Source organism: Isoptericola sp. NPDC019693 (assembly GCF_044389085.1).
Lineage (GTDB): Bacteria > Actinomycetota > Actinomycetes > Actinomycetales > Cellulomonadaceae > Isoptericola.
In genome coordinates this window covers 377,273-395,399 of sequence record NZ_JBIRXP010000004.1, presented here as the reverse complement: position 1 = coordinate 395,399, position 18,127 = coordinate 377,273, and the positions used below count along the sequence as shown (strand labels likewise).

Annotated in this window: 18 protein-coding genes; 14 read left to right on the top strand and 4 right to left on the bottom strand. The window is 72.9% G+C overall.

The window, feature by feature from the left end; translation table 11 throughout:
- Positions 1 to 122: 122 nt before the first annotated feature.
- Positions 123 to 1,259: a Na+/H+ antiporter NhaA gene (gene nhaA / locus ACH436_RS14320; protein ID WP_430560866.1), complete on the top strand. Its 1,137-nt coding sequence runs from the start codon at positions 123 to 125 to the stop codon at positions 1,257 to 1,259.
- Positions 1,260 to 1,271: 12 nt separating this feature from the next.
- Here the strand turns inward: nhaA and ACH436_RS14315 are convergent, their stop codons facing one another.
- A complete protein-coding gene (locus ACH436_RS14315; RefSeq protein WP_430560865.1) occupies positions 1,272 to 2,759 on the bottom strand; it encodes a DUF5060 domain-containing protein in 1,488 nt (495 codons plus the stop codon).
- 136 nt (positions 2,760 to 2,895) lie between these two features.
- Here ACH436_RS14315 and ACH436_RS14310 point away from each other — a divergent pair, with 136 nt between their 5' ends.
- Positions 2,896 to 3,618 (top strand): AAA family ATPase, encoded by a 723-nt coding sequence (locus ACH436_RS14310; protein ID WP_430560864.1) that lies wholly within the window; start codon positions 2,896 to 2,898, stop codon positions 3,616 to 3,618.
- 10 nt (positions 3,619 to 3,628) lie between these two features.
- Here the strand turns inward: ACH436_RS14310 and ACH436_RS14305 are convergent, their stop codons facing one another.
- The gene (locus ACH436_RS14305; RefSeq protein ID WP_430560863.1) at positions 3,629 to 4,126 is read right to left on the bottom strand and encodes a MarR family winged helix-turn-helix transcriptional regulator; all 498 of its coding nucleotides are present in this window, start codon (positions 4,124 to 4,126) and stop codon (positions 3,629 to 3,631) included.
- Positions 4,127 to 4,288: 162 nt separating this feature from the next.
- Here ACH436_RS14305 and ACH436_RS14300 point away from each other — a divergent pair, with 162 nt between their 5' ends.
- The 3 genes from ACH436_RS14300 (at position 4,289) to ACH436_RS14290 (ending at position 6,517) form a co-directional block, all read left to right on the top strand.
- Positions 4,289 to 5,047 (top strand): SDR family NAD(P)-dependent oxidoreductase, encoded by a 759-nt coding sequence (locus ACH436_RS14300; RefSeq protein WP_430560862.1) that lies wholly within the window; start codon positions 4,289 to 4,291, stop codon positions 5,045 to 5,047.
- An 81-nt stretch (positions 5,048 to 5,128) separates the two neighbouring features.
- On the top strand, positions 5,129 to 5,728 hold the full coding sequence (locus tag ACH436_RS14295; RefSeq protein WP_430560861.1) for a dihydrofolate reductase family protein: 600 nt from the start codon (positions 5,129 to 5,131) through the stop codon (positions 5,726 to 5,728).
- A gap of 42 nt (positions 5,729 to 5,770) precedes the next feature.
- Positions 5,771 to 6,517, top strand: coding sequence for a sulfite exporter TauE/SafE family protein (locus tag ACH436_RS14290; RefSeq protein WP_430560860.1), 747 nt, complete (start codon positions 5,771 to 5,773; stop codon positions 6,515 to 6,517).
- Between the two features lie 21 nt (positions 6,518 to 6,538).
- Here the strand turns inward: ACH436_RS14290 and ACH436_RS14285 are convergent, their stop codons facing one another.
- On the bottom strand, positions 6,539 to 7,789 hold the full coding sequence (locus ACH436_RS14285) for a threonine/serine exporter ThrE family protein (RefSeq protein ID WP_430560859.1): 1,251 nt from the start codon (positions 7,787 to 7,789) through the stop codon (positions 6,539 to 6,541).
- A gap of 250 nt (positions 7,790 to 8,039) precedes the next feature.
- Here ACH436_RS14285 and ACH436_RS14280 point away from each other — a divergent pair, with 250 nt between their 5' ends.
- Complete coding sequence (locus tag ACH436_RS14280; protein WP_430560858.1) at positions 8,040 to 8,627, top strand: TetR/AcrR family transcriptional regulator; 588 nt, start codon at positions 8,040 to 8,042, stop codon at positions 8,625 to 8,627.
- Here the strand turns inward: ACH436_RS14280 and ACH436_RS14275 are convergent.
- Complete coding sequence (locus tag ACH436_RS14275) at positions 8,605 to 9,852, bottom strand: M15 family metallopeptidase (RefSeq protein ID WP_430560857.1); 1,248 nt, start codon at positions 9,850 to 9,852, stop codon at positions 8,605 to 8,607. The two genes, ACH436_RS14280 and ACH436_RS14275, sit on opposite strands and share 23 nt — an antisense overlap.
- A gap of 202 nt (positions 9,853 to 10,054) precedes the next feature.
- On the opposite strand from ACH436_RS14275, the gene ACH436_RS14270 reads away from it, so the two are divergent.
- The 8 genes from ACH436_RS14270 (at position 10,055) to ACH436_RS14235 (ending at position 18,066) form a co-directional block, all read left to right on the top strand.
- A complete protein-coding gene (locus ACH436_RS14270; RefSeq protein WP_430560856.1) occupies positions 10,055 to 10,372 on the top strand; it encodes a DUF4235 domain-containing protein in 318 nt (105 codons plus the stop codon).
- A 97-nt stretch (positions 10,373 to 10,469) separates the two neighbouring features.
- A complete protein-coding gene (locus ACH436_RS14265; RefSeq protein ID WP_430560855.1) occupies positions 10,470 to 11,666 on the top strand; it encodes an ROK family protein in 1,197 nt (398 codons plus the stop codon).
- A gap of 24 nt (positions 11,667 to 11,690) precedes the next feature.
- Positions 11,691 to 12,938 carry a Gfo/Idh/MocA family protein gene (locus ACH436_RS14260; RefSeq protein WP_430560854.1) on the top strand — a complete coding sequence of 416 codons (1,248 nt, stop codon included), beginning with the start codon at positions 11,691 to 11,693 and terminating at the stop codon, positions 12,936 to 12,938.
- An 85-nt stretch (positions 12,939 to 13,023) separates the two neighbouring features.
- Entirely contained in the window at positions 13,024 to 13,944 is a 921-nt protein-coding gene (locus tag ACH436_RS14255; RefSeq protein ID WP_430560853.1) for a carbohydrate ABC transporter permease, read from the top strand.
- A gap of 12 nt (positions 13,945 to 13,956) precedes the next feature.
- Complete coding sequence (locus ACH436_RS14250) at positions 13,957 to 14,916, top strand: carbohydrate ABC transporter permease (RefSeq protein ID WP_430560852.1); 960 nt, start codon at positions 13,957 to 13,959, stop codon at positions 14,914 to 14,916.
- An 11-nt stretch (positions 14,917 to 14,927) separates the two neighbouring features.
- Positions 14,928 to 16,283 (top strand): ABC transporter substrate-binding protein, encoded by a 1,356-nt coding sequence (locus ACH436_RS14245; protein ID WP_430560851.1) that lies wholly within the window; start codon positions 14,928 to 14,930, stop codon positions 16,281 to 16,283.
- 147 nt (positions 16,284 to 16,430) lie between these two features.
- Complete coding sequence (locus tag ACH436_RS14240; RefSeq protein ID WP_430560850.1) at positions 16,431 to 17,639, top strand: MFS transporter; 1,209 nt, start codon at positions 16,431 to 16,433, stop codon at positions 17,637 to 17,639.
- An 82-nt stretch (positions 17,640 to 17,721) separates the two neighbouring features.
- Entirely contained in the window at positions 17,722 to 18,066 is a 345-nt protein-coding gene (locus ACH436_RS14235; RefSeq protein ID WP_430560849.1) for a DUF5808 domain-containing protein, read from the top strand.
- The last annotated feature ends 61 nt before the right edge of the window (positions 18,067 to 18,127 follow it).

The window sequence follows — 18,127 nt, the reverse complement described above, 5'->3', positions numbered from 1 at the left end:
CGAGCCTGCGCGCGTCGTTCCTCGACGTCGCGGGTGGCGCCGTGCCCCTGGAGTACCCGTTGCCTGTTCCTTCCTTGTCCTCCCCTGCCCGCACCGCCCCGCGGAGGCGTGTGCTCGACGTCTTGCGTGGCGACCAGGTCGCGGGCCTGCTGCTCGCCGCGGCGACCGTCGCCGCGCTGGTCGTGGCGAACTCGCCGGCCGCCCCGGCGTACGACGCCGCGCGAGAAGCCTCCTTCGGCCCGTCAGCGATCGGCCTGCACCTGTCGGTGGGGCACTGGGCCGCCGACGGCCTGCTGGCGGTGTTCTTCTTCGTCGTGGGGCTCGAGCTCCGTCGCGAGTTCACCCGGGGTGAGCTGCGCGACCCGCGGCGTGCGGCGCCCGCGATCGCCGGTGCGGTGGGCGGCGTCGTCGTGCCCGCACTGGTGTACGTCGCGGTCGTGACGATCGCCGGCGTGCCCGCCCTGCACGGTTGGGCCATCCCGACCGCGACGGACATCGCGTTCGCGCTGGCGGTCCTCGGGCTGGTCGGGCGTGGGCTGCCGCCCGCGCTGCGCGTCTTCCTGCTGACCCTGGCCGTCGTGGACGACCTGCTGGCGGTGACGATCATCGCCGTGGGGTACACGGACGACGTCCAGGGCTGGGCTCTCGCCGCCGCGGTGGTGCCCCTGGTGCTGTTCGCGCTCGCGACCGGCCGCGGGATCACGCACCCGCTCGTCCTCGTCCCGCTCGCACTGCTCGCGTGGACGCTGGTGCATGCATCGGGCGTGCACGCGACGGTGGCCGGCGTCGCACTCGGGCTGTGCGCCGCCGCCGGGCCGACCGCTGACCGTCTGGAGCATGTGGTGCGACCGTTCTCCAACGCCGTCGCCATCCCCGTCTTCGCGTTCTTCTCCGCCGGGGTCACCGTCGGGGGGATCACGGGGCTGCGTCAGGCGCTGTCCGACCCGGTCGCGATCGCGATCATGCTCGGGCTCGTGGTGGGCAAGGCCGTGGGCATCACGGTGGCCGCCCTGCTGGCCGCCCGCCTCGGCCGCACCGGCCTGGGTGACGGCGTGAGGCCGTGGGACGTCGCCGCGGTCGCCCTGCTGGCCGGGATCGGGTTCACCGTCGCGCTGCTGGTCGGCGACCTCGCGTTCGGGCACAGCGACACGGTGACGATCGCGATCCTCTCCGGCTCCCTCCTGGCCGCGGGCCTGGGCTCGGCCGCCCTGCGCGTCAGGGCACGCGCGCACGCGCGCCCGGTCGCCGGCCACCCGTGACGCACGGCGTCCTCACTCCGCGGCCCGCGCAAGGACGGCGATGCCGGGGGTTCCCGGGAGCTCGACGCGGCTCGGGCCGCGGTAGGTGCCCGGTGCGGGGGTGCTGGTCATGGTCCAGGTGTCGATGACCTCGACCGAGAAGTCGGTGTCGTCCGGCAGTTCGACGACCCGGTAGGCGGGGCGGTGGCGCCCGAAGTACTGCAGGTAGACGGATCCCTCGATCCCCAGGGTGGGTGCGCTGTGGCGGCGGTCGTCGTCGAGCGGGGCGACGTCGTCCGGCAGGCTCTCGACGACCTGCCGCAGGAAGGCGATGCGGGCCGGGCTCTCGCCGACCAGGTCGCCGCCCTGCGCCCACCAGATCGGGGCGTCGCCGTCGCGGAGGTAGGTCTCGCCGTGGCTGACGTAGCCGCCGAGGACGACGCCGGTCCAGAACGTGTCGACGACGGCCTCCGCGGTCAGGTCGCCCCACCGGAAGGGCAGGTCCCCCTCGTAGCCGCACTCGTCCACGACGACGGGCTTGGACCATTCAGAACGCCACTGGCGCATCTGCTGGACGTCCCAGTGCTGCAGGCTGACGTGCGACACCCAGGGGCGGTGGTGGTCGTAGAGGGCGAGGCTCGCGGGCTCGTACATGCGGGTGCCGTTGTGGATCGAGGCCAGGTGGCCGTACGGGTCGTACCGTGCGACGGTCGCGAAGGCGCGGTCCCAGTCGTCCATCGTCTTCTCGCGCATGAAGTCGTACTCGTTGGCCAGCGACCACCACACGTTCCGGTACGCCGCGAGGCGGGCCAGCGTGTACCGCAGGTAGCGTTCGTCCGCCTCGGCGTCCATCCGGTCGAAGCCCCACCGGCCCTTGTCGTAGGGGTGGAACAGGATGAGGTCGCACTCGATGCCCAGGCGTTGCAGGGCGACGACCTGTGCCTCGAGGTGGCGGTAGAACACCGGGTCGGGACGGGTGTGGTCGAAGGTCCCGTCGTCGTGGCGCTCGAACGGGAACCGGGTGGGTTCGGCGGCGTTGAAGGCGTAGTTCTTGGGAAACACGCACATCCGCAGCTTGTTGAACGACGCGTTCCCGAGCGCGGCGAGGGTCCGTTCCTGGGTCCCCAGGGGCTGGTGCGCCCAGGCGTAGCAGGTCGTGCCGAACGGCCGGTAGGGCGTGCCGTCCGCGTACCCGAAGCGGCGCTCGTCCCGCACACGCACCGGGCCGTGGTTGTCCCCGCTCGCCGGGACGCAGTCGAAGGCGCCTGCGGCGAGCGGGGCGCCGTCGGGCCCGGTGACGCGGTAGGCCCACGTGCCGACCTCCTCGGGCATGAAGCGCACCCGGTAGACGCCGTCGCCGTCGTAGAAGCCCTCGACCTCGTGTCGTGTCCGGCCACCGTGGGACCCGTCGAGACGGAACTCGGCGCGTGGGCGGACGTCGAACGGGTTGCCGGGGGAGTGGAGCTCCATCGAGACGTCGACGACGTCCCACTGCTCGACCTCTGTCCGGGCGGCACTCATCGTGCGGACCTCTCTGTCGTCGCGGCATCAGACGTGCGGCGTCATTGTCGCGAATCTCGGCAGGGCACGACCGAGATCGATCATTCGCGGACCCTCGGACGGCCCTCCTCCCGGCCGGCCGGGGCATGATGCCCCCGTGGACTTCTCGCAGCCGCCGGTGGTCCGGGTCGTGCCGGACGCCGAGCGCCCGCTGCCCGCGGGCGAGTGGCCGCGCACCGTCCCCGCCGTCGAGCAGCTGCTGCGTGACGGGCTCGATCTCGCGCCGGGCGTGACGTTCCTGGTGGGGGAGAACGGCAGCGGCAAGTCGACGCTCGTGGAGGCGGTGGCGGTCGCCTACGGCCTCTCGCCCGAGGGCGGCACCGCGTACGGCCGGCACTCGACCCGTGAGTCGGAGTCGCCGCTGCACCGCGCCGTGCGGTTGCAGCGCGGCGTCGGGTCGGGCCGGTGGGGCTTCTTCCTGCGCGCGGAGACGATGCACGGCTGGTACACGTTCCTCGAGGAGGAACCGGGGCCGCGCGACCCGGTCTTCCACGAGATGAGCCACGGCGAGTCCTTCCTCGCCGTCCTCGAGTCCCGGTTCGACGGGCCGGGCCTGTACTGCCTCGACGAGCCGGAGGCGGCGTTGAGCTTCGCGTCCACGCTGAGCCTCATGAGCGTGCTCGCGGACCTGGCGGACCGCGGGGGTCAGATCCTCTGCGCCACGCACTCGCCCGTGCTGGCGGCCCTGCCCGGCGCGACGATCCTGGAGGTCGGGCCGTGGGGCCTGCGCCCGACGACGTGGGCGGAGCTCGAGCTGGTGCAGCACTGGCGTGCGTTCCTCGACGCCCCCGAGCGCTACCTGCGCCACCTGCTGGGGTGAGCGGGTCGCGTCAGCGCGGCTGCCAGCCGCCGTCCTCCCGGACGGCGCGCCCGATCCGCCTGCTGATCTCCCGCAGCTGCCGGGTCTGCGGGGCCGTCAGCCGGTCCAGGACGAGCCGGTGGACGAGCTGCACGTGGCCCGGGGTGGCGTCCCGGACCTTCGCCCTCCCGGGGTCGGTGAGGACGGCGAGGGTGTAGCGCCCGTCCGCGGGGTCGGGGGTGCGCCGCATCCATCCCTGCGTCTCGAGACGGGTGGCCGCCCGGGACAACCGCGAGAGCGTGCTGTTGGCGTAGCCGGCCAGGACGCTCATCCGGAGGGCGCCGTCGGGCGCCTGGGCCAGGGCGTACAGGACGCCGTACTCGAAGTGGGACAGCTGCGCGTCGCGCTGGAGCTGGGCGTCCAGCGCGGGCGGCAGCCACTCGAGCACGGTCGCCAGGGCGGCCCAGGTCTCGAGCTCCTCGCCCGTGAGCTCCACGGGCTCGGTGGCGTGCGTGTCAGGGTCCGGCATGACGGTCAGCGTACGGGTGCTGCCGGTCCGGACGGGGGCATTGACTTGCCCAGGCAAGTCATCCTCGCCTAGCCTTCACTTGCTTGGGCAAGTGATCCAGGCAGAGGGCGACGGGAAGGGAGCGGCGTGATGGACCTGGGGCTGGCGGGCAGGAGGGCGTTCGTGAGCGGGTCGACGCAGGGCATCGGCCACGCGGTCGCCGAGGTGCTGCTCACCGAGGGCGCGTCGGTGGTCGTCAACGGGCGGACCGAGGACGGCGTCACGACGGCCGTGGGCAGGCTGCGCGACGCGGTCCCGGGCGCCGACGTCACCGGGATCGCGGCCGACTTCGGCGACCCCGCACAGGTGGTGCGGCTGCTCGGGGAGCTGGGCGAGGTGGACGTCCTGGTGAACAACGTGGGCGTCTTCGACGTCCAGCCGTTCCAGGACGTCTCCGACGACGAGTGGCAGCGGTACCTCGACGTCAACGTCATGAGCGGCGTCCGCCTGTGCCGGCACCTGCTTCCCGGCATGCTGTCCCGGGGCTGGGGCCGCGTCGTCTTCGTGAGCAGCGAGTCCGGCGTGAACGTGCCCGCCGACATGATCCACTACGGGACGACGAAGGCCGCGACCCTGGCACTGGCCAACGGCCTGGCCAAGCTCACCCGCGGGACGGGCGTCACGGTGAACACGGTCCTCGGCGGGCCGACGTACTCCGACGGCGTCGCCCGGGCCGTCGAGGGCATCTCCCGGTCCCAGGGCGTCCCCGTGGACCAGGTGAGGGGTGCCATCGAGGCGTCGAACCGGACGTCGCTGCTGCAGCGGTTCATCGAGCCGGCCGAGATCGCGCACCTCGTCGCCTATCTGGCGGGCACCGTTTCCTCGGCCACCAACGGCGCCGCCCTGCGCGCCGACGGAGGCGTCCTCACGACGACGCTCTGATCCGGATGTCGAGAACTGCCCGGCGGCTCCGTCCCCGGGGTGACGGCGCCCGACCGAGGTTCCGCGACGAAGGAGCAGACCATGACGCACTCGACCGGCCGGACGGTGGCCGCCAACCTCAGCATCAGCCTCGACGGCCGATACCACGGCGCCGGCGGCCCGGGCGACTTCGGGGCGTTCCTGCCCTACGTCGCCACCGACACGGCGCGCGACCACATGGCGAGCATGTGCGCGGGCGCGACGACGGCGGTGCTGGGCCGCGTCAACGCGGAGGGTTTCCTGGGCTACTGGCCGTCGGTCGCGGAGGACGAGGGCGCCGACCCGCGCGACCGGGCGTACGCCCGGTGGCTGGTCGACACGGAGAAGGTGGTGCTCTCGCGCACGCTGACGACGGCGCCGTGGCCGCGGGCCCGTGTCGTGGACGCGCCCGCACCCGACGTCGTGCGGGAGCTGCGGGGCGCGGGCGACGGCGAGATCCTCGTGAACAGCAGCCCGAGCGTGATCAAGGCGCTGCTCGCCGCGGACCTGGTCGACCGGCTGTACCTCCTGGTCGTCCCGGCGATCGTCGGCGGCGGCGAGCGCCTGTTCGACGACGGCCTGCCGGGCTCGACCTGGGATCTGACGTCCCAGAGGGCGGGGGAGCGCGGCGAGGTCGCCGTCGTCTACGACCGCGCGCGGTGAACGGCGAGCCGAGCCGCCGGTGGTGGCGACTACGCTGCTCCGGTGCTCGAACCTGCCCCGCTGATCGCCGGACTGCCGTGGACGGGCTGGGCCGTCGTCGTCGTGGTGGCGCTGCTCGTCGGCTTCTCCAAGACGGCGCTGGGCGGCCTCGGGATGATCGCGGCGGCGCTGATGGCGCTCGTCGTCCCGGCCAAGGAGTCCACCGGCGCGGTGCTCCTGCTCCTGATCACGGGCGACCTGGTCGCCATCTGGGCCTACCGCAAGCACGCCGACTTCCGGGTGATCGGGCGCCTGCTCGCACCCGTGCTGGCGGGCGTGGCGCTCGGCGCCGCCTTCCTCACCGCCGTCAGCGACGACGTCATGCGCCGCACGATCGGCGGCATCCTGCTGGCGCTGCTCGTGCTCAACCTCTGGCGCGACCGCCTGCGCGTGGACACGCGCGCCGCGACGCTCGGGTACGGCGGCCTGGCCGGCTTCACGACCATGGTCGCGAACGCCGGCGGGCCGCCGATGAGCCTCTATCTGCTCGCCGCGCGGTACGAGAAGTGGCGGTTCCTCGGCACGACGGCGTGGTTCTTCTTCACGGTGAACGTCATCAAGCTGCCCGTCGCCGTCGGCGTCGGGATCGTGGACTCCGGCACGGTGGCGCTGTGGGCCGTGCTGGCGCCTGCCGTGCTGATCGGGACGTGGATCGGTCGCCGCGTCATCGGGCACGTGGACCAGCAGCTCTTCGAGCGGCTCGTCACCGTGCTCGTGGCGCTCGCGGCCCTCAACCTGCTGCTGCTCTGACGCGGGCCGCCGTAGACGGCGTCAGGTGGGCCGCAGGCCCCACCGTGCGGGCGCCATCGTGTAGATCTGCCGGTACAGGGCGGTGCCGACGAGCACGCCGAGCGCGATGGCGACGATCGACCCGGCGATGGTCGGCAGGCTGGTGGAGCTGACGGTGCCCCCGCCGGCGGTCTGGGTGAGGCCGATCAGCCCGGTCGCGCCGGGGACCAGCAGCCAGAACGCGGGGAGGAAGCAGACGACCGCGGGCGGCGCGCCCTTGACGGTCTGCACGAGGTACGCGCACAGCGTCAGCGCCGCGGCCCCGAGGAAGCCGCTGTAGACGCCGCTGGTGACCGTCGCGCCGACGACCTGTCCGCCGTACGCCACCAGCAGGACCACGGTGAGGAAGAAGAGCGACCGGGGCGGCCCGCAGTGGTAGAGGAAGATGCCGAGGGAGAAGAGGAGCACGCCGATCCACGGCTGGAACGCCCCGAGCGTCGTGGCGGAGGCGGCGAGGGCGTCGCCCCGGGGCACGGCGGTGATCGCCAGGGCCGCGAGGATCCCGAACGCGAGGAACAGCAGCTGGGCCAGGCCGGAGACGAGGCGGCTGGACCCGGCGACCATGTCGCCGGCGGCGAGCTCCTGCACCCCGGTGGTGAGCGCCGCCCCCGGCAGCAGGGTGACCAGCGGCGGCACCAGCACCTGCAGGGGCTCGCTCACCACCGAGGTGCCCGCGAGCCCGAACACGAGGAGCGCCAGGCCGAACGCGGTGGCGACGGGGAGCAGGGTCGTGGCGTAGGTGCCGGGCCGCACGGCGAGCTTCACCGCGCCCACCAGGACGCCGAGCACGAACGCGTACAGCAGGCTGACGGGGTTGCCGCCGAGCAGCACCAGCCCGAGCCCCGCCGCGGCCAGGCCGTGCCCGGCGGTGCGCACCCAGGTGGGGAACCGCGGGTGGGCGTCCCGGACCCGCTGTAGCCGCTCGACCCCCTCGGACGCGTCGATCCGGCCAGCGACGGCGTCGTCCACGACGGCGTAGACCTGCGCGGCGCGGTCGAAGCGGACCTCGCCGCCGGCCGACTCCGCGACGTCGAACCTCGTCTCGGTGTCGCCGGGCATCCGGATGAGGATCAGCGTCGGGAAGACGAACAGCGTGGTGTGCGGCGACCCGAGCGCGACGGCCACCCGCTTGAGCGTGTGCTGGATGTCGGTCGCCGCCGTCCCGACGGTGAGGAGCGCGCCGCCGAGCAGCACCAGGAACTCCTGCAGCCGCTCGGACGCGGCGTCCACCACGGGCTCCGCCTCGAGCGACCGGCGCCGCAGGGAGAACCGCCTGAGGTGAAGGTGCCGGGGCCAGCGTCGAGCAGGCGTGGCTGGCGGTGTTGGCGGTGCGTCTTCCGGCGCGTCCACCGGCGGGCGGTCGTCGCCGTCGTCACCGGTCACCGTGCCTCGCCCTCTCCGACGGGTGTGGGAACGCGATCGCCAGACTAGGACGGCGGGACGAGGGCGACCACCGGGCGGTGCGGACGTCATCATGGGGGCCATGACCGCCGGCACCCGACCGCGCCGCTACGACCCCGAGCGCCGCGACCGCATCATCGACGCCTGCCTCGACGTCGTCGCCGCCCACGGCGTCGCCGGCACCACGCTCCGCCGCGTCGCAGCGGCCGCCGACGTGCCCCTGGGGTCCATGACCTACCACTTCGCCGGGCGGGAGGAGCTGCTGCGCGAGGCGTTCGGCCGCTTCTCCCGGGAGGCGTCGGCGCAGTTCGACCGCCGCATGGCCGAGGCGCCGGACCGGGACGCCGCCCTGTCCGCCGTCGCGCGCCTCATCACCCTCGACGTGTTCGCCACCCAGCGCGACCTCGTGCTCTCCCACGAGCTCTACACGCTGGCCGCGCGCGACCCCGCGTTCCGCGACCTCACCAACGACTGGATGCGACGCAGCCGTGACGCGCTCGGCCGCCACTTCGACCCGGCGACGTGCTGGGTGCTCGACGCGTTCATCGAGGGGATGACGATCCACCGCGCCCTCGACACCGAGCCGCCCACCGGGGTGGACGTGCTCGACGCGGTGCGCCGGCTGGCGGGCCCGGGGCCCGGACCGGTCAGTAGCCGCCCATCTGCGTGACGCCGGCCGTGTACTCCCAGTGCCACGGCTCGTACTTCGACCCGCCCGGGCGCGCCCAGTCGGGGTTGTCCCAGCCGTAGGCGGGGGCGTTCGCGGCGAGCCAGTCCCACCGGGAGCCGGAGTAGCTCTCGGGGCAGATGTCGACCGCGAGGCCCCAGCCGTGGTTCGACGTGCCGGGCGCGGCCGCGAGGTACCCCTTGGCGGCCTTCGTCGCGACCTGCTGCGCGTAGCTGCGGAAGCCGTCCGTGATGCACATGGACTCGCCCCACGCGGCCTTGTACGCCTCGTTGAGCTCGGCGAGCTTCACGGCCGCGTCCGCGCGGACCTGCGTGCGCCCGTCCCAGAGCGTGCAGAGCTCGCTGGAGGGGATCTCGCCGTTGGAGCCGGTGCCGGCGGCGACGCCCTCGCAGCCGGGCAGCACGGGGGGCGCCGCCTCGATCTCGCCGCGGGCCAGCTGCTCGACGGACATCTTCGCCTTGTCCGACACGGTGACGGTCGTGCCCGCTGCGGACTGCTTCACGGCCGAGACCTGCCCGACGCCCGCCCGGGCGCCGCTGCGGGAGGCGGCGTCGCCGCGCTCGTCGACGGCGGCGGCCGCCGCGGACGTGATGGCCTCGAGCGAGCCCGTCGTGGGCTGGTCGTCGGCCTCCGGTGCCGTGCCCTGCGGCGCGATCCCCGTGAGCGTCGTGGTGGTGGCAACGGCGACCGTGAGCCCGACGCCGAGGCCCGCCAGCCGGCCGGGGACGCGCTTGCGCGCCGACTTCCGCACGGGACGACGCTCGGGCCGACGGGCGGCGCGGGTCGTCTCGCCGCGGGTCGTCTCGCCGCGGGTCGTCTCGGCGTTCGCGGCCGGGCGGACCGGGTCGAACACGTGCGCGTGCAACGCGGCGGGCGTCGCGGGCGCGGGGGTGTGGACGTGCACGGGTGCCACGGGTGCCACGGGTGCCACGGGTGCCACGGGTGCCACGGGTGCCACGGGGGGAGCAGGGGGCGCGGCGTGGACGGTCGTCACGGCGGCCGTCGCGGCCACGGGGGTGGCCGGCATGCGCGGGGTGGGCGGGGTGGGCGGGGTGGGCGGCGTGGCCGGGTGGGCCGGCGCGGTGTCGCGGACGGGCTCAGGAACGTGCCGGACGGCGGTGACGGGGCGGCTGCGCCCGCCGCGGCCGGGGTCGCGCCGGCTCGGGTACGTGCGGGTGGGAGCCGGCGCCGGCTGCGTCTGCGTCATCGCGCGGCCCGCGCCGAGGCGTCGGACGGAGCGGGCGTGCCGCGGCGCGCGGTGCTCCTGTGATCGTGGGTTGTCATGCGACCTCTCCTGCTGCCTGAACCACCGGCCCGGAGGAACGTACCCCACCGGCGGGTGCAATGTCACGAAACGATCACAGCGGATGGCCCGTGCGGGACACCCCGACTCGGCCTAGCGTCGGGGGATGAGCGAGGACAACGACGTGGTCCGGACCGAGAAGTCGGGCGGCAAGGCCGCGAAGATCCTGTACCGGCCGGTGGGCATCGTCAGCTCCATCATCGGCGGGCTCGTCGCGGGGCAGGTCTTCAAGCAGGTGTACAAGAGGGTCGCGCCGGGGCACCCCGACGACGCGCCCACACCCCTGCAGTCGGAGTACCGGATGCGGGAGATCCTGCTCGCGTCGCTGCTCCAGGGCGCCATCTTCTCCGTCGTGAAGGCGGCCATCGACCGCGGCGGCGCGCGCGCCTTCGAGCGCTGGACGGGGGAGTGGCCGGGCGACTGACGTCACCGGTCCGGGCGGGAGTCCTTCCCGTCGATCCCTGGAGGGACTTTCCGGCAGTTCATTGACAAGGTGAAGGAAAGGGCGGCAGGCTCGGGGCGTGCAGCGCCGCGCAGACCTTCCCCGCCTCGGCTCGCTCGAGCCCTCCGCCCGGGCGGTCGTGCGCGCCTTGCTCCTGGCCGGGCCGCTCTCGCGAGCGGAGCTCGCGCGGCGCCTAGAGCGCTCCCCGGCGAGCATCACCAAGCTCACGCAGCCGCTGCTCGCCGCCGGCCTGATCGCCGAGGACACGGGCCGGGCCACCGAAGACGCAGCGGCCCCGGGAGAGAGCCGGGGGCGCCCGGGAGTCCCCCTGGTGCTGCAGGCGGCACGCCACCTGTTCATCGGCGTCAAGGTGACGTCGGACGAGGTGTTCGCGGTCCGCGCGGACGCCGCCGGTCTCGTGCAGGCGTCCGGGCACCGGGACCTGGCCGACGTCGAGCAGGAGACCGTCGTCGGCCAGATCCTTGAACTGGTGAACGAACTCAGTGAGCCCGGGGAGGTCCAGGCCCTCGGCGTCGGGCTGGCCGGCCAGATGTCCCGGTTCGACGACACCGTGCGCCACAACCCCTTCCTCGGCTGGGACCAGGTTCCCCTCGCCCGCATCCTGGAGCGGGCGACGGGCATCCCGACCGTGCTCAGCGAGGACGCCCGGGCCCTGACCGCCGGGGTGCAGTGGTCCGGCCCTGGACGCGGCATGAGCGACCTCGCCGTGCTGACCGTCGGCGTCGGCGTCGGGCTGGGCATCGTCATCGAGGACCGTGTGCTCGCCGGGCCGAGCGGCAGGGTCGGCCGGATCGGGCACATGCGGGTCGCGGACTCGGGCCCGGTCTGCGAGCGCGGGCACCGTGGCTGCGCGTCGGCGTTCCTCACCACGGCGGCCATCACCCGGGGCATCGGGGTGCCGCGCGGGCGGGCCGACCTGGACCTGGACGCCGCACTGGCGTTGGCGGACGACGGCGACGCCGTCGCGCTGCGCGTCTTCGCCGACGCCGGCCATGCCCTCGGGGTGCTGATCGCGATGCTCGCGAACACGCTCGGCCTGCCCGCCGTCATCCTCGCCGGCGACGGACTCGGCATGCTCGCCCACGCCAGGCCCGCACTGGACGCCGCGCTCGCCGAGCGCCTTGACCCCCACGCCACCCCGCCCGCGGTGGTGGCGTTCTCCTCCGGTTTCGACGAGTGGGCCCGGGGCGCGGCGGTCGTCGCGTGCCAGTGGATGCTCGTCGACCCGCCGCCGCACCGCACCGACCCAGCCTGACCGACACACCAGCAGGAGGCACCGTTGTCCGCACTTCCCCTCGACCCGACCGCCCCCCTCGCCGAGGACGCCGGCTCGATCAGCATCGGCATCGTCGGAGCAGGCCAGTTCTCGCGCAGCTTCGCGACGCTCTGGGACCTGCACCCGAACGTCGACCGCCTCACGATCACCGACCTGGTGCCGGAGCGGGCCAAGTCCCTGGCCGACCGCTACGAGCGCGCCACCGTCGTCGACAGCTTCGAGGAGATGCTCGACTCGGACGTCGACGCCGTCGCGATCTTCACCCAGCGGTGGACGCACGCGCCGCTGGTGCTGGCGGCGCTCGAGGCCGGGAAGCACGTCTACTCGGCCGTGCCGATGGCTACCGAGATCACCGACATCGAGGCGATCATCGCCGCCGTCCGGCGCACCGGCCTCACCTACATGATGGGCGAGACGAGCTACTACAACCCGGCCACCGTCTTCGTCCGGGAGAAGGTGCGCGAGGGGGCTCTCGGTCAGGTCTTCTACGCCGAGGGCGACTACGTGCACGACATGGACCTCGGCTTCTACGCCGCGTACCAGTACAGCGGCGGCGAGAACTGGAAGTCCACCGCGAGCTACCCGCCGATGCTCTACCCGACGCATGCGATCGGCGGCGTGCTCGGCGCGCTGCCGACCCGCGCGGTGAGCGTGAGCTGCATCGGGGTGGAGGACCGCCGCGGCGACGGCGTCTTCGACCGGGAGATCAGCCAGTTCGGGAACAGCTTCTCCAACGCCACGGCGCTGTTCGAGCTGGCCGACGGCGGTGCGATGCGCACCAACGAGATGCGCCGGGTGGGCTACCCCTCGCACATCCGGGAGTCGCGGTTCCGCTTCTTCGGCACCGAGGCCAGCTTCGAGCAGCTCGCGCACCAGAGCGTCTGGAACGACAAGGAGACGTCCACGGACGTGTCCGCCGACTTCGTCCCGGTCCGGGGCGGGGGCGACGACGCGGACCTCGCCGACGTCGACCCGGCGCTGCGCGAGGCGTTCACCTCGGGCTCGGCGCCGGTCCACGACCGGACGCGGCTGCCCGCCACGTACGCCGACGCGCCCAACGGGCACGAGGGCTCGCACCACTTCCTCGCCGACGACTTCGTGCGCGGCGTGGTCACCGGCGAGCACCCGCCCGTAGACGCCTGGCTCTCCGCGAAGTTCACGGCCCCCGGCATCGTGGCGCACGCCTCGGCGCTGGCCGGCGGCGAGCGCCTGCCGATCCCGGACTTCGGGAGCCGGCCCGCGCGCGACTGAGCACCACGCGGCCCGGCGTCACCGATGACGCCGGGCCGCACAGCACTGTCCGAGCACTGCTTGCAACGACGCAAGGAGGAACCTGATGGCTGCACCGACCGCACCACCCGTGCCGACCGTCCGTGGGAGACGGTCGGGCCGCCGGGACGACACCCGGCTCGCCCTGCTCTTCATCCTGCCGGCCAGCATCGGCCTGGTCGTCTTCTACTTCTGGCCGCTGGTCCGCGGCATCTGGCTGAGCTTCACGTCCTGGGACCTGCTCAGCCCGGCGCAGTTCGTGGGCCTCGAGAACTACCGCGAGATGGTGGCCGACCCGGTGTTCTGGAACGCCGTCCGGGTCACGCTCCTGTACGTCGTCATCAACATCGGCCTGCAGACGGTCGTCGCCCTGGTGATCGCGGTGCTGATGCAGCGGCTCAGCCGGTCGACGCTGCTGCGCTCGCTGGTGCTCGCCCCGTACCTCGTGTCGAACGTGGTCGCCGCCCTGGTGTTCCTGTGGATCCTCGACTTCCAGCTGGGGATCGGGAACCAGCTCCTGGAGTGGGTCGGCCTGGAGCGCATCGGGTTCTTCACCTCGGAGGCCTGGGCCATCCCCACCATCGCGGTGGTGAACGTCTGGCGGCACATGGGCTACACGGCGCTGCTGATCTTCGCCGGCCTGATGGCGATCCCGCCGACCACGTACGAGGCGGCGCGGGTCGACGGGGCGTCGGAGGTGCGGACGTTCTTCGGCATCACGCTGCCGCTGCTGCGCCCCATCCTCGGCCTGGTGCTGATCATCTCGGTGATCGGCTCGTTCCAGGTGTTCGACACGGTCGCGGTCACGACGAACGGCGGCCCGGTGGACGCCAGCCGTGTGCTGCAGCTGTACATCTACGACAAGGCGTTCGGACAGTTCGACTTCGGGTACGCGTCGGCGCTGAGCGTGGCCATGCTGCTGATCCTGGTGGTCGTCACCTTCTTCCAGTACCGCATGACGCGGGCCGGCCAGACGGACCTGAACTAAGAGGCGGCGACCATGATCGAGACCACGACGGCACCAGCCGCAACCCCGACCGTCTCCGCGTCCGACGCGGACCGCCCCGCGCCGCCGCGCCGTCGCCGGCGGCTCAGTCCCGGCCGCGTCCTGGCCTGGGCAGTGATGATCATCGTCCTGCTCGTCACGCTGTTCCCCTTCTACTGGATGCTGCGTACTGCGCTGTCCAGCAACGGGGCTCTGTACGCCAACTCGACGTCCCTGCTCCCGGTCGACTTCAGCTGGGGCGGGTTCGAGCGCGTCTTCGGGTTGCAGTCCACGGAGGAGGCCATCGCCCAGGGCGGCTCCGGCGCCTCCATCGACTTCTGGCTCTACCTGCGCAACTCCGTCGTGGTGGCCACCGTGGTCACCGCGTGCCAGGTGTTCTTCTCCGCGATGGCCGCGTACGCGTTCTCGCGGCTGCGCTGGCGGTGGCGCAACGCCGTGTTCGCCGTCTTCCTGCTGTCGCTGATGGTGCCGGTGATCTTCACGCTGCTGCCGAACTTCGTGCTGGTCCGGGAGCTCGGGCTGATCGACACGCTGCTCGGCATCATGCTGCCGGGGCTGTTCATGACGCCGTTCGCGATCTTCTTCCTGCGGCAGTTCTTCATGAACGTCTCCACCGAGGTGGAGGAGGCCGCGCTGATCGACGGCGCCAGCAAGGTGCGGGTGTTCTTCTCGATCATCATCCCGATGTCCGTGGGGCCGATCGCGACCATCTCGATCCTCACGTACATCGGGTCGTGGAACGACTACTTCTGGCCGCTGATGGTCTCCTACACCGACGACTCGCGCGTGCTCACCGTCGCCCTGGGGAACTTCAACGCGCAGACGCCCCAGACGGGGCCGGACTGGGCGGGCCTGATGGCCGCGACGCTCGTGGCGGCCCTGCCGATGATCCTGCTCTTCTGCGTGTTCGCACGGCGGATCGTCAACTCCATCGGCTTCAGCGGGATCAAGTGAGGAGGCCCACCGTGCAGCACGCACGTCGTACCACCGCGTCCCTGGCCGCGGCCCTCGCCGCCGGCACCCTCGCCCTTTCCGGGTGTGCCGGTCCGGGCAGTGCCGCTGCCGCGGACTCCGTCGTCGTGGACTACTGGCTCTGGGACGCCAACCAGCTGCCCGCCTACCAGGCGTGCGCGGAAGAGTTCGAACGGCAGAACCCCGACCTGCAGGTGCGGATCAGCCAGTACGGCTGGAACGACTACTGGCGCAAGCTCACCGCGGGGTTCGTCGCGGGCGCCGGTCCGGACGTGTTCACCGACCACCTCACCCAGTACCCCGGGTTCGCCCAGCGAGGGCTGCTGCTGGACCTGAACGACCTCGACGCGACGGCCGGCGTCGACTACGGCGGTTTCCAGGAGGGCCTCGCGGACCTGTGGGTGGGCCAGGACGGCAGCCAGTACGGGATGCCGAAGGACTTCGACACGGTCGCGCTGTTCTACGACGAGAACGTGGTCGCCGAGGCGGGGATGAGCCCTGAGGACCTCGCGGACCTCGACTGGAACCCGGACGACGGCGGCAGCTTCGAGAAGGCGATCGCGCACCTCACCGTGGACGAGAACGGGGTGCGCGGTGACGAGGAGGGGTTCGACCCCGAGAACGTCGCCGTGTACGGGCTCGCCTCGAACGGATCGGGCGGCACGGCCGGTCAGACGACGTGGTCCTGGCTCGCGGGCACGACCGGCTGGACGTTCACCGACAAGGACGTGTGGGGCACCGAGTACCACTTCGACGACCCGCGCGTGCAGAAGTCGCTCGAGTGGTTGTTCGGCCTCGTCGACAAGGGCTACATGGCCCCGTACGAGGAGGTCGGCACCGAGCCCAACCCGCAGCAGGCGATCGGCTCGGGTCGGGCGGCGCTCTCGGCGAACGGCTCCTGGATGCTCGGTACCTACGCCAACCTGGAAGGCGTGGACCTGGGCATCGCGCCACCGCCGAGCGGCCCCGTCGGTCACCCGGTGTCGATGTACAACGGCCTCGCCGACTCGATCAGCGCCCAGACCCCGGACCCCGAGGAAGCCGCTCGGTGGGTGGAGTTCCTCGGGTCGGACGACTGCCAACGGATCGTGGGCGACGCCGCAGTCGTGTTCCCGGCCCGCCCCGCGGGCACCGAGGCGGCGGTCGAGGCGTTCCGCGACCGTGGTCTCGACGTCTCCGTCTTCACGGACATGGTGGAGAAGAAGCAGACGCTCTTCTTCCCGGTGACCGAGCAGTTCGGCGCGATCGACTCGATGATGACGCCGATCATGGACGAGATCTACATCGGTGACCGGGACGTCTCCACGCTCACGGAGGTGAACGACCGGATCAACGGCCTCCTGAGGTGACCGGGCAGGGCGGGGCACCGTGACGGACGGCTGCCCCGCCCCCCGCCGTGACCGCACCGTCGGGTTCCGCCTCGCCACCCGCGGCCCGTCGGTTGGGCCGGCGAGGAGGGAGGTCGTGCCGCGGTCCGGGCGCGATAGGTTCGCCCGATGCGTCGCCCTGCCCCACAGCCCTCGTCGAACGTCGCGCGCGTGCCGGGGTTCCGGCCGCTGCTGGCGATGTCGGCGCTGGGCTTCTCGGGGTACGCGCTGCTGCTGCCGGCCGCGCCGCTGTGGGCCGTGCAGGGTGGGGCGAGCGAGGGCGGCGCCGGGCTCGTCAACGCGGTCCTCATGCTCGCCACCGTGCTCGCGCAGACCACGGTGCCGTGGCTGCTGCGCCGGGTGGGCTGGCGGCTCACGATGACCGTGGGCGTGGTGCTGCTCGGCGCACCCTCGCTCCTGTTCATGGTGTCGGACCAGCTCGGCTGGCTCCTCGCGCTCTCGGCGGTGCGCGGCATGGGGTTCGCCGTGCTGACCGTGTGCGGGTCCAGCGCCGTCGCCGCCCTGGTGGACGGTCCGCGGCACGGTCGCGCGATCGGGCTGTACGGGCTGTCGATCGCGTTCCCGCAGCTCGTGCTCGTCCCCAGCGCCGCGTGGATCGCCGAGGCGCTCGACTTCCGCGTCGTCTTCGCGCTCGGTGCGCTGCCCGTGCTGGCGGCGCCGTTCGCCGCGCTGCTCGGACGCCGGCTGGATGCCCTGGACGCGCAGACCCGGTCGGACGGCGCCCGGTCCGGACAGGGCGCCGACGCCGACGGTCCGGGGCGCGGGCGCGTCCTGCTCGCGCTGGTGATGCCATCGCTCGTGCTGCTGGCCGTGACGACGCCGGGGGGCGCGCTGCTGACGTTCGCGCCGCAGTTCGCCGGGGGAGCCGGTGCCGCCGTCGCGGGGCTGTTCGGGTTCACCGCCGCGACCGCGCTGGCGCGCTGGGGCGTGGGCGGCCTCGCCGACCGGTTCGGGCCGCGCGTCTTCCTCGCGCCGCTGCTCGCGTTCTGCGCCGCCGGCCTGGCGGTGTGCGCGGGGGCGATCGCCGACGGCGGACCCCGGTCGGTGCTGCTGGTGCTGGGGATGACGATGGTCGGCGTCTCCTACGGCAGCCTCCAGAACCTCACGCTCGTCGCCGCGTTCGCGGCCGTGCCCGCACGGCAGCACAGCACCGCCAGCGCCGTGTGGAACATCGGGTTCGACGCGGGCACCGGGCTGGGGTCCCTCGTCGTCGGCTTCATCGCCGCGGGCACGTCGTTCTCCGTGGGGCTGCTCACGACCGCGGTGGCGTGCGTCGTGGCGGCCGTCGCCGTCCTGGTGGCCCGGCCGCCCCGCTGATCCCTGCCGGCCCGCCCGACCTGCGACGGCGGCCTGGTGCACGATGGGTAAGGACACCGGCATACGACGAGCGGAGGCCGACATGGGCACCAAGCAGGAGATCGAGCACGGGAAGCCGGGCCGCGGCCGGAAGCGGGGGCCGGGGCTGTTCCAGCTCGTCATGGTCGGCCTGGTCGTCGCGGCCGTCACGAAGGAGCTGCAGAAGGACAAGGAGGACCGCACCTGGCACGGCACCGTCGCCGGGTTCGTGCCCTACGAGTTCCGCGTCCCCACCGTCGAGCGCGTCCGTGAGCGGGTCTGGGACCCGGAGGGCGGGCACATCCTGAGCCCGCACGTGTTCGGTGTGGGGTGGACGCTCAATCTCGGTCGCATCGTCGCGCTCGTGCGGCGCAAGGTCGACGACGCCCGCGAGGACGCCCCGGCCTGACCGGGCGGGAAGCTCGCCCGTCACCTGCCCCGATGGCGCCGTCGACCCGCGGTGGTGACGC

Coding starts and splice junctions, on each gene's coding strand:
- ACH436_RS14315 (WP_430560865.1), bottom strand. CDS start 2,759: ATGAGTGCCGCCCGGACAGAGGTCGAGCAGTGGGACGTCGTCGACGTC.
- ACH436_RS14305 (WP_430560863.1), bottom strand. CDS start 4,126: ATGCCGGACCCTGACACGCACGCCACCGAGCCCGTGGAGCTCACGGGC.
- ACH436_RS14295 (WP_430560861.1), top strand. CDS start 5,129: ATGACGCACTCGACCGGCCGGACGGTGGCCGCCAACCTCAGCATCAGC.
- ACH436_RS14280 (WP_430560858.1), top strand. CDS start 8,040: ATGACCGCCGGCACCCGACCGCGCCGCTACGACCCCGAGCGCCGCGAC.
- ACH436_RS14275 (WP_430560857.1), bottom strand. CDS start 9,852: ATGACGCAGACGCAGCCGGCGCCGGCTCCCACCCGCACGTACCCGAGC.
- ACH436_RS14270 (WP_430560856.1), top strand. CDS start 10,055: ATGAGCGAGGACAACGACGTGGTCCGGACCGAGAAGTCGGGCGGCAAG.
- ACH436_RS14255 (WP_430560853.1), top strand. CDS start 13,024: ATGGCTGCACCGACCGCACCACCCGTGCCGACCGTCCGTGGGAGACGG.
- ACH436_RS14250 (WP_430560852.1), top strand. CDS start 13,957: ATGATCGAGACCACGACGGCACCAGCCGCAACCCCGACCGTCTCCGCG.
- ACH436_RS14240 (WP_430560850.1), top strand. CDS start 16,431: ATGCGTCGCCCTGCCCCACAGCCCTCGTCGAACGTCGCGCGCGTGCCG.
- ACH436_RS14235 (WP_430560849.1), top strand. CDS start 17,722: ATGGGCACCAAGCAGGAGATCGAGCACGGGAAGCCGGGCCGCGGCCGG.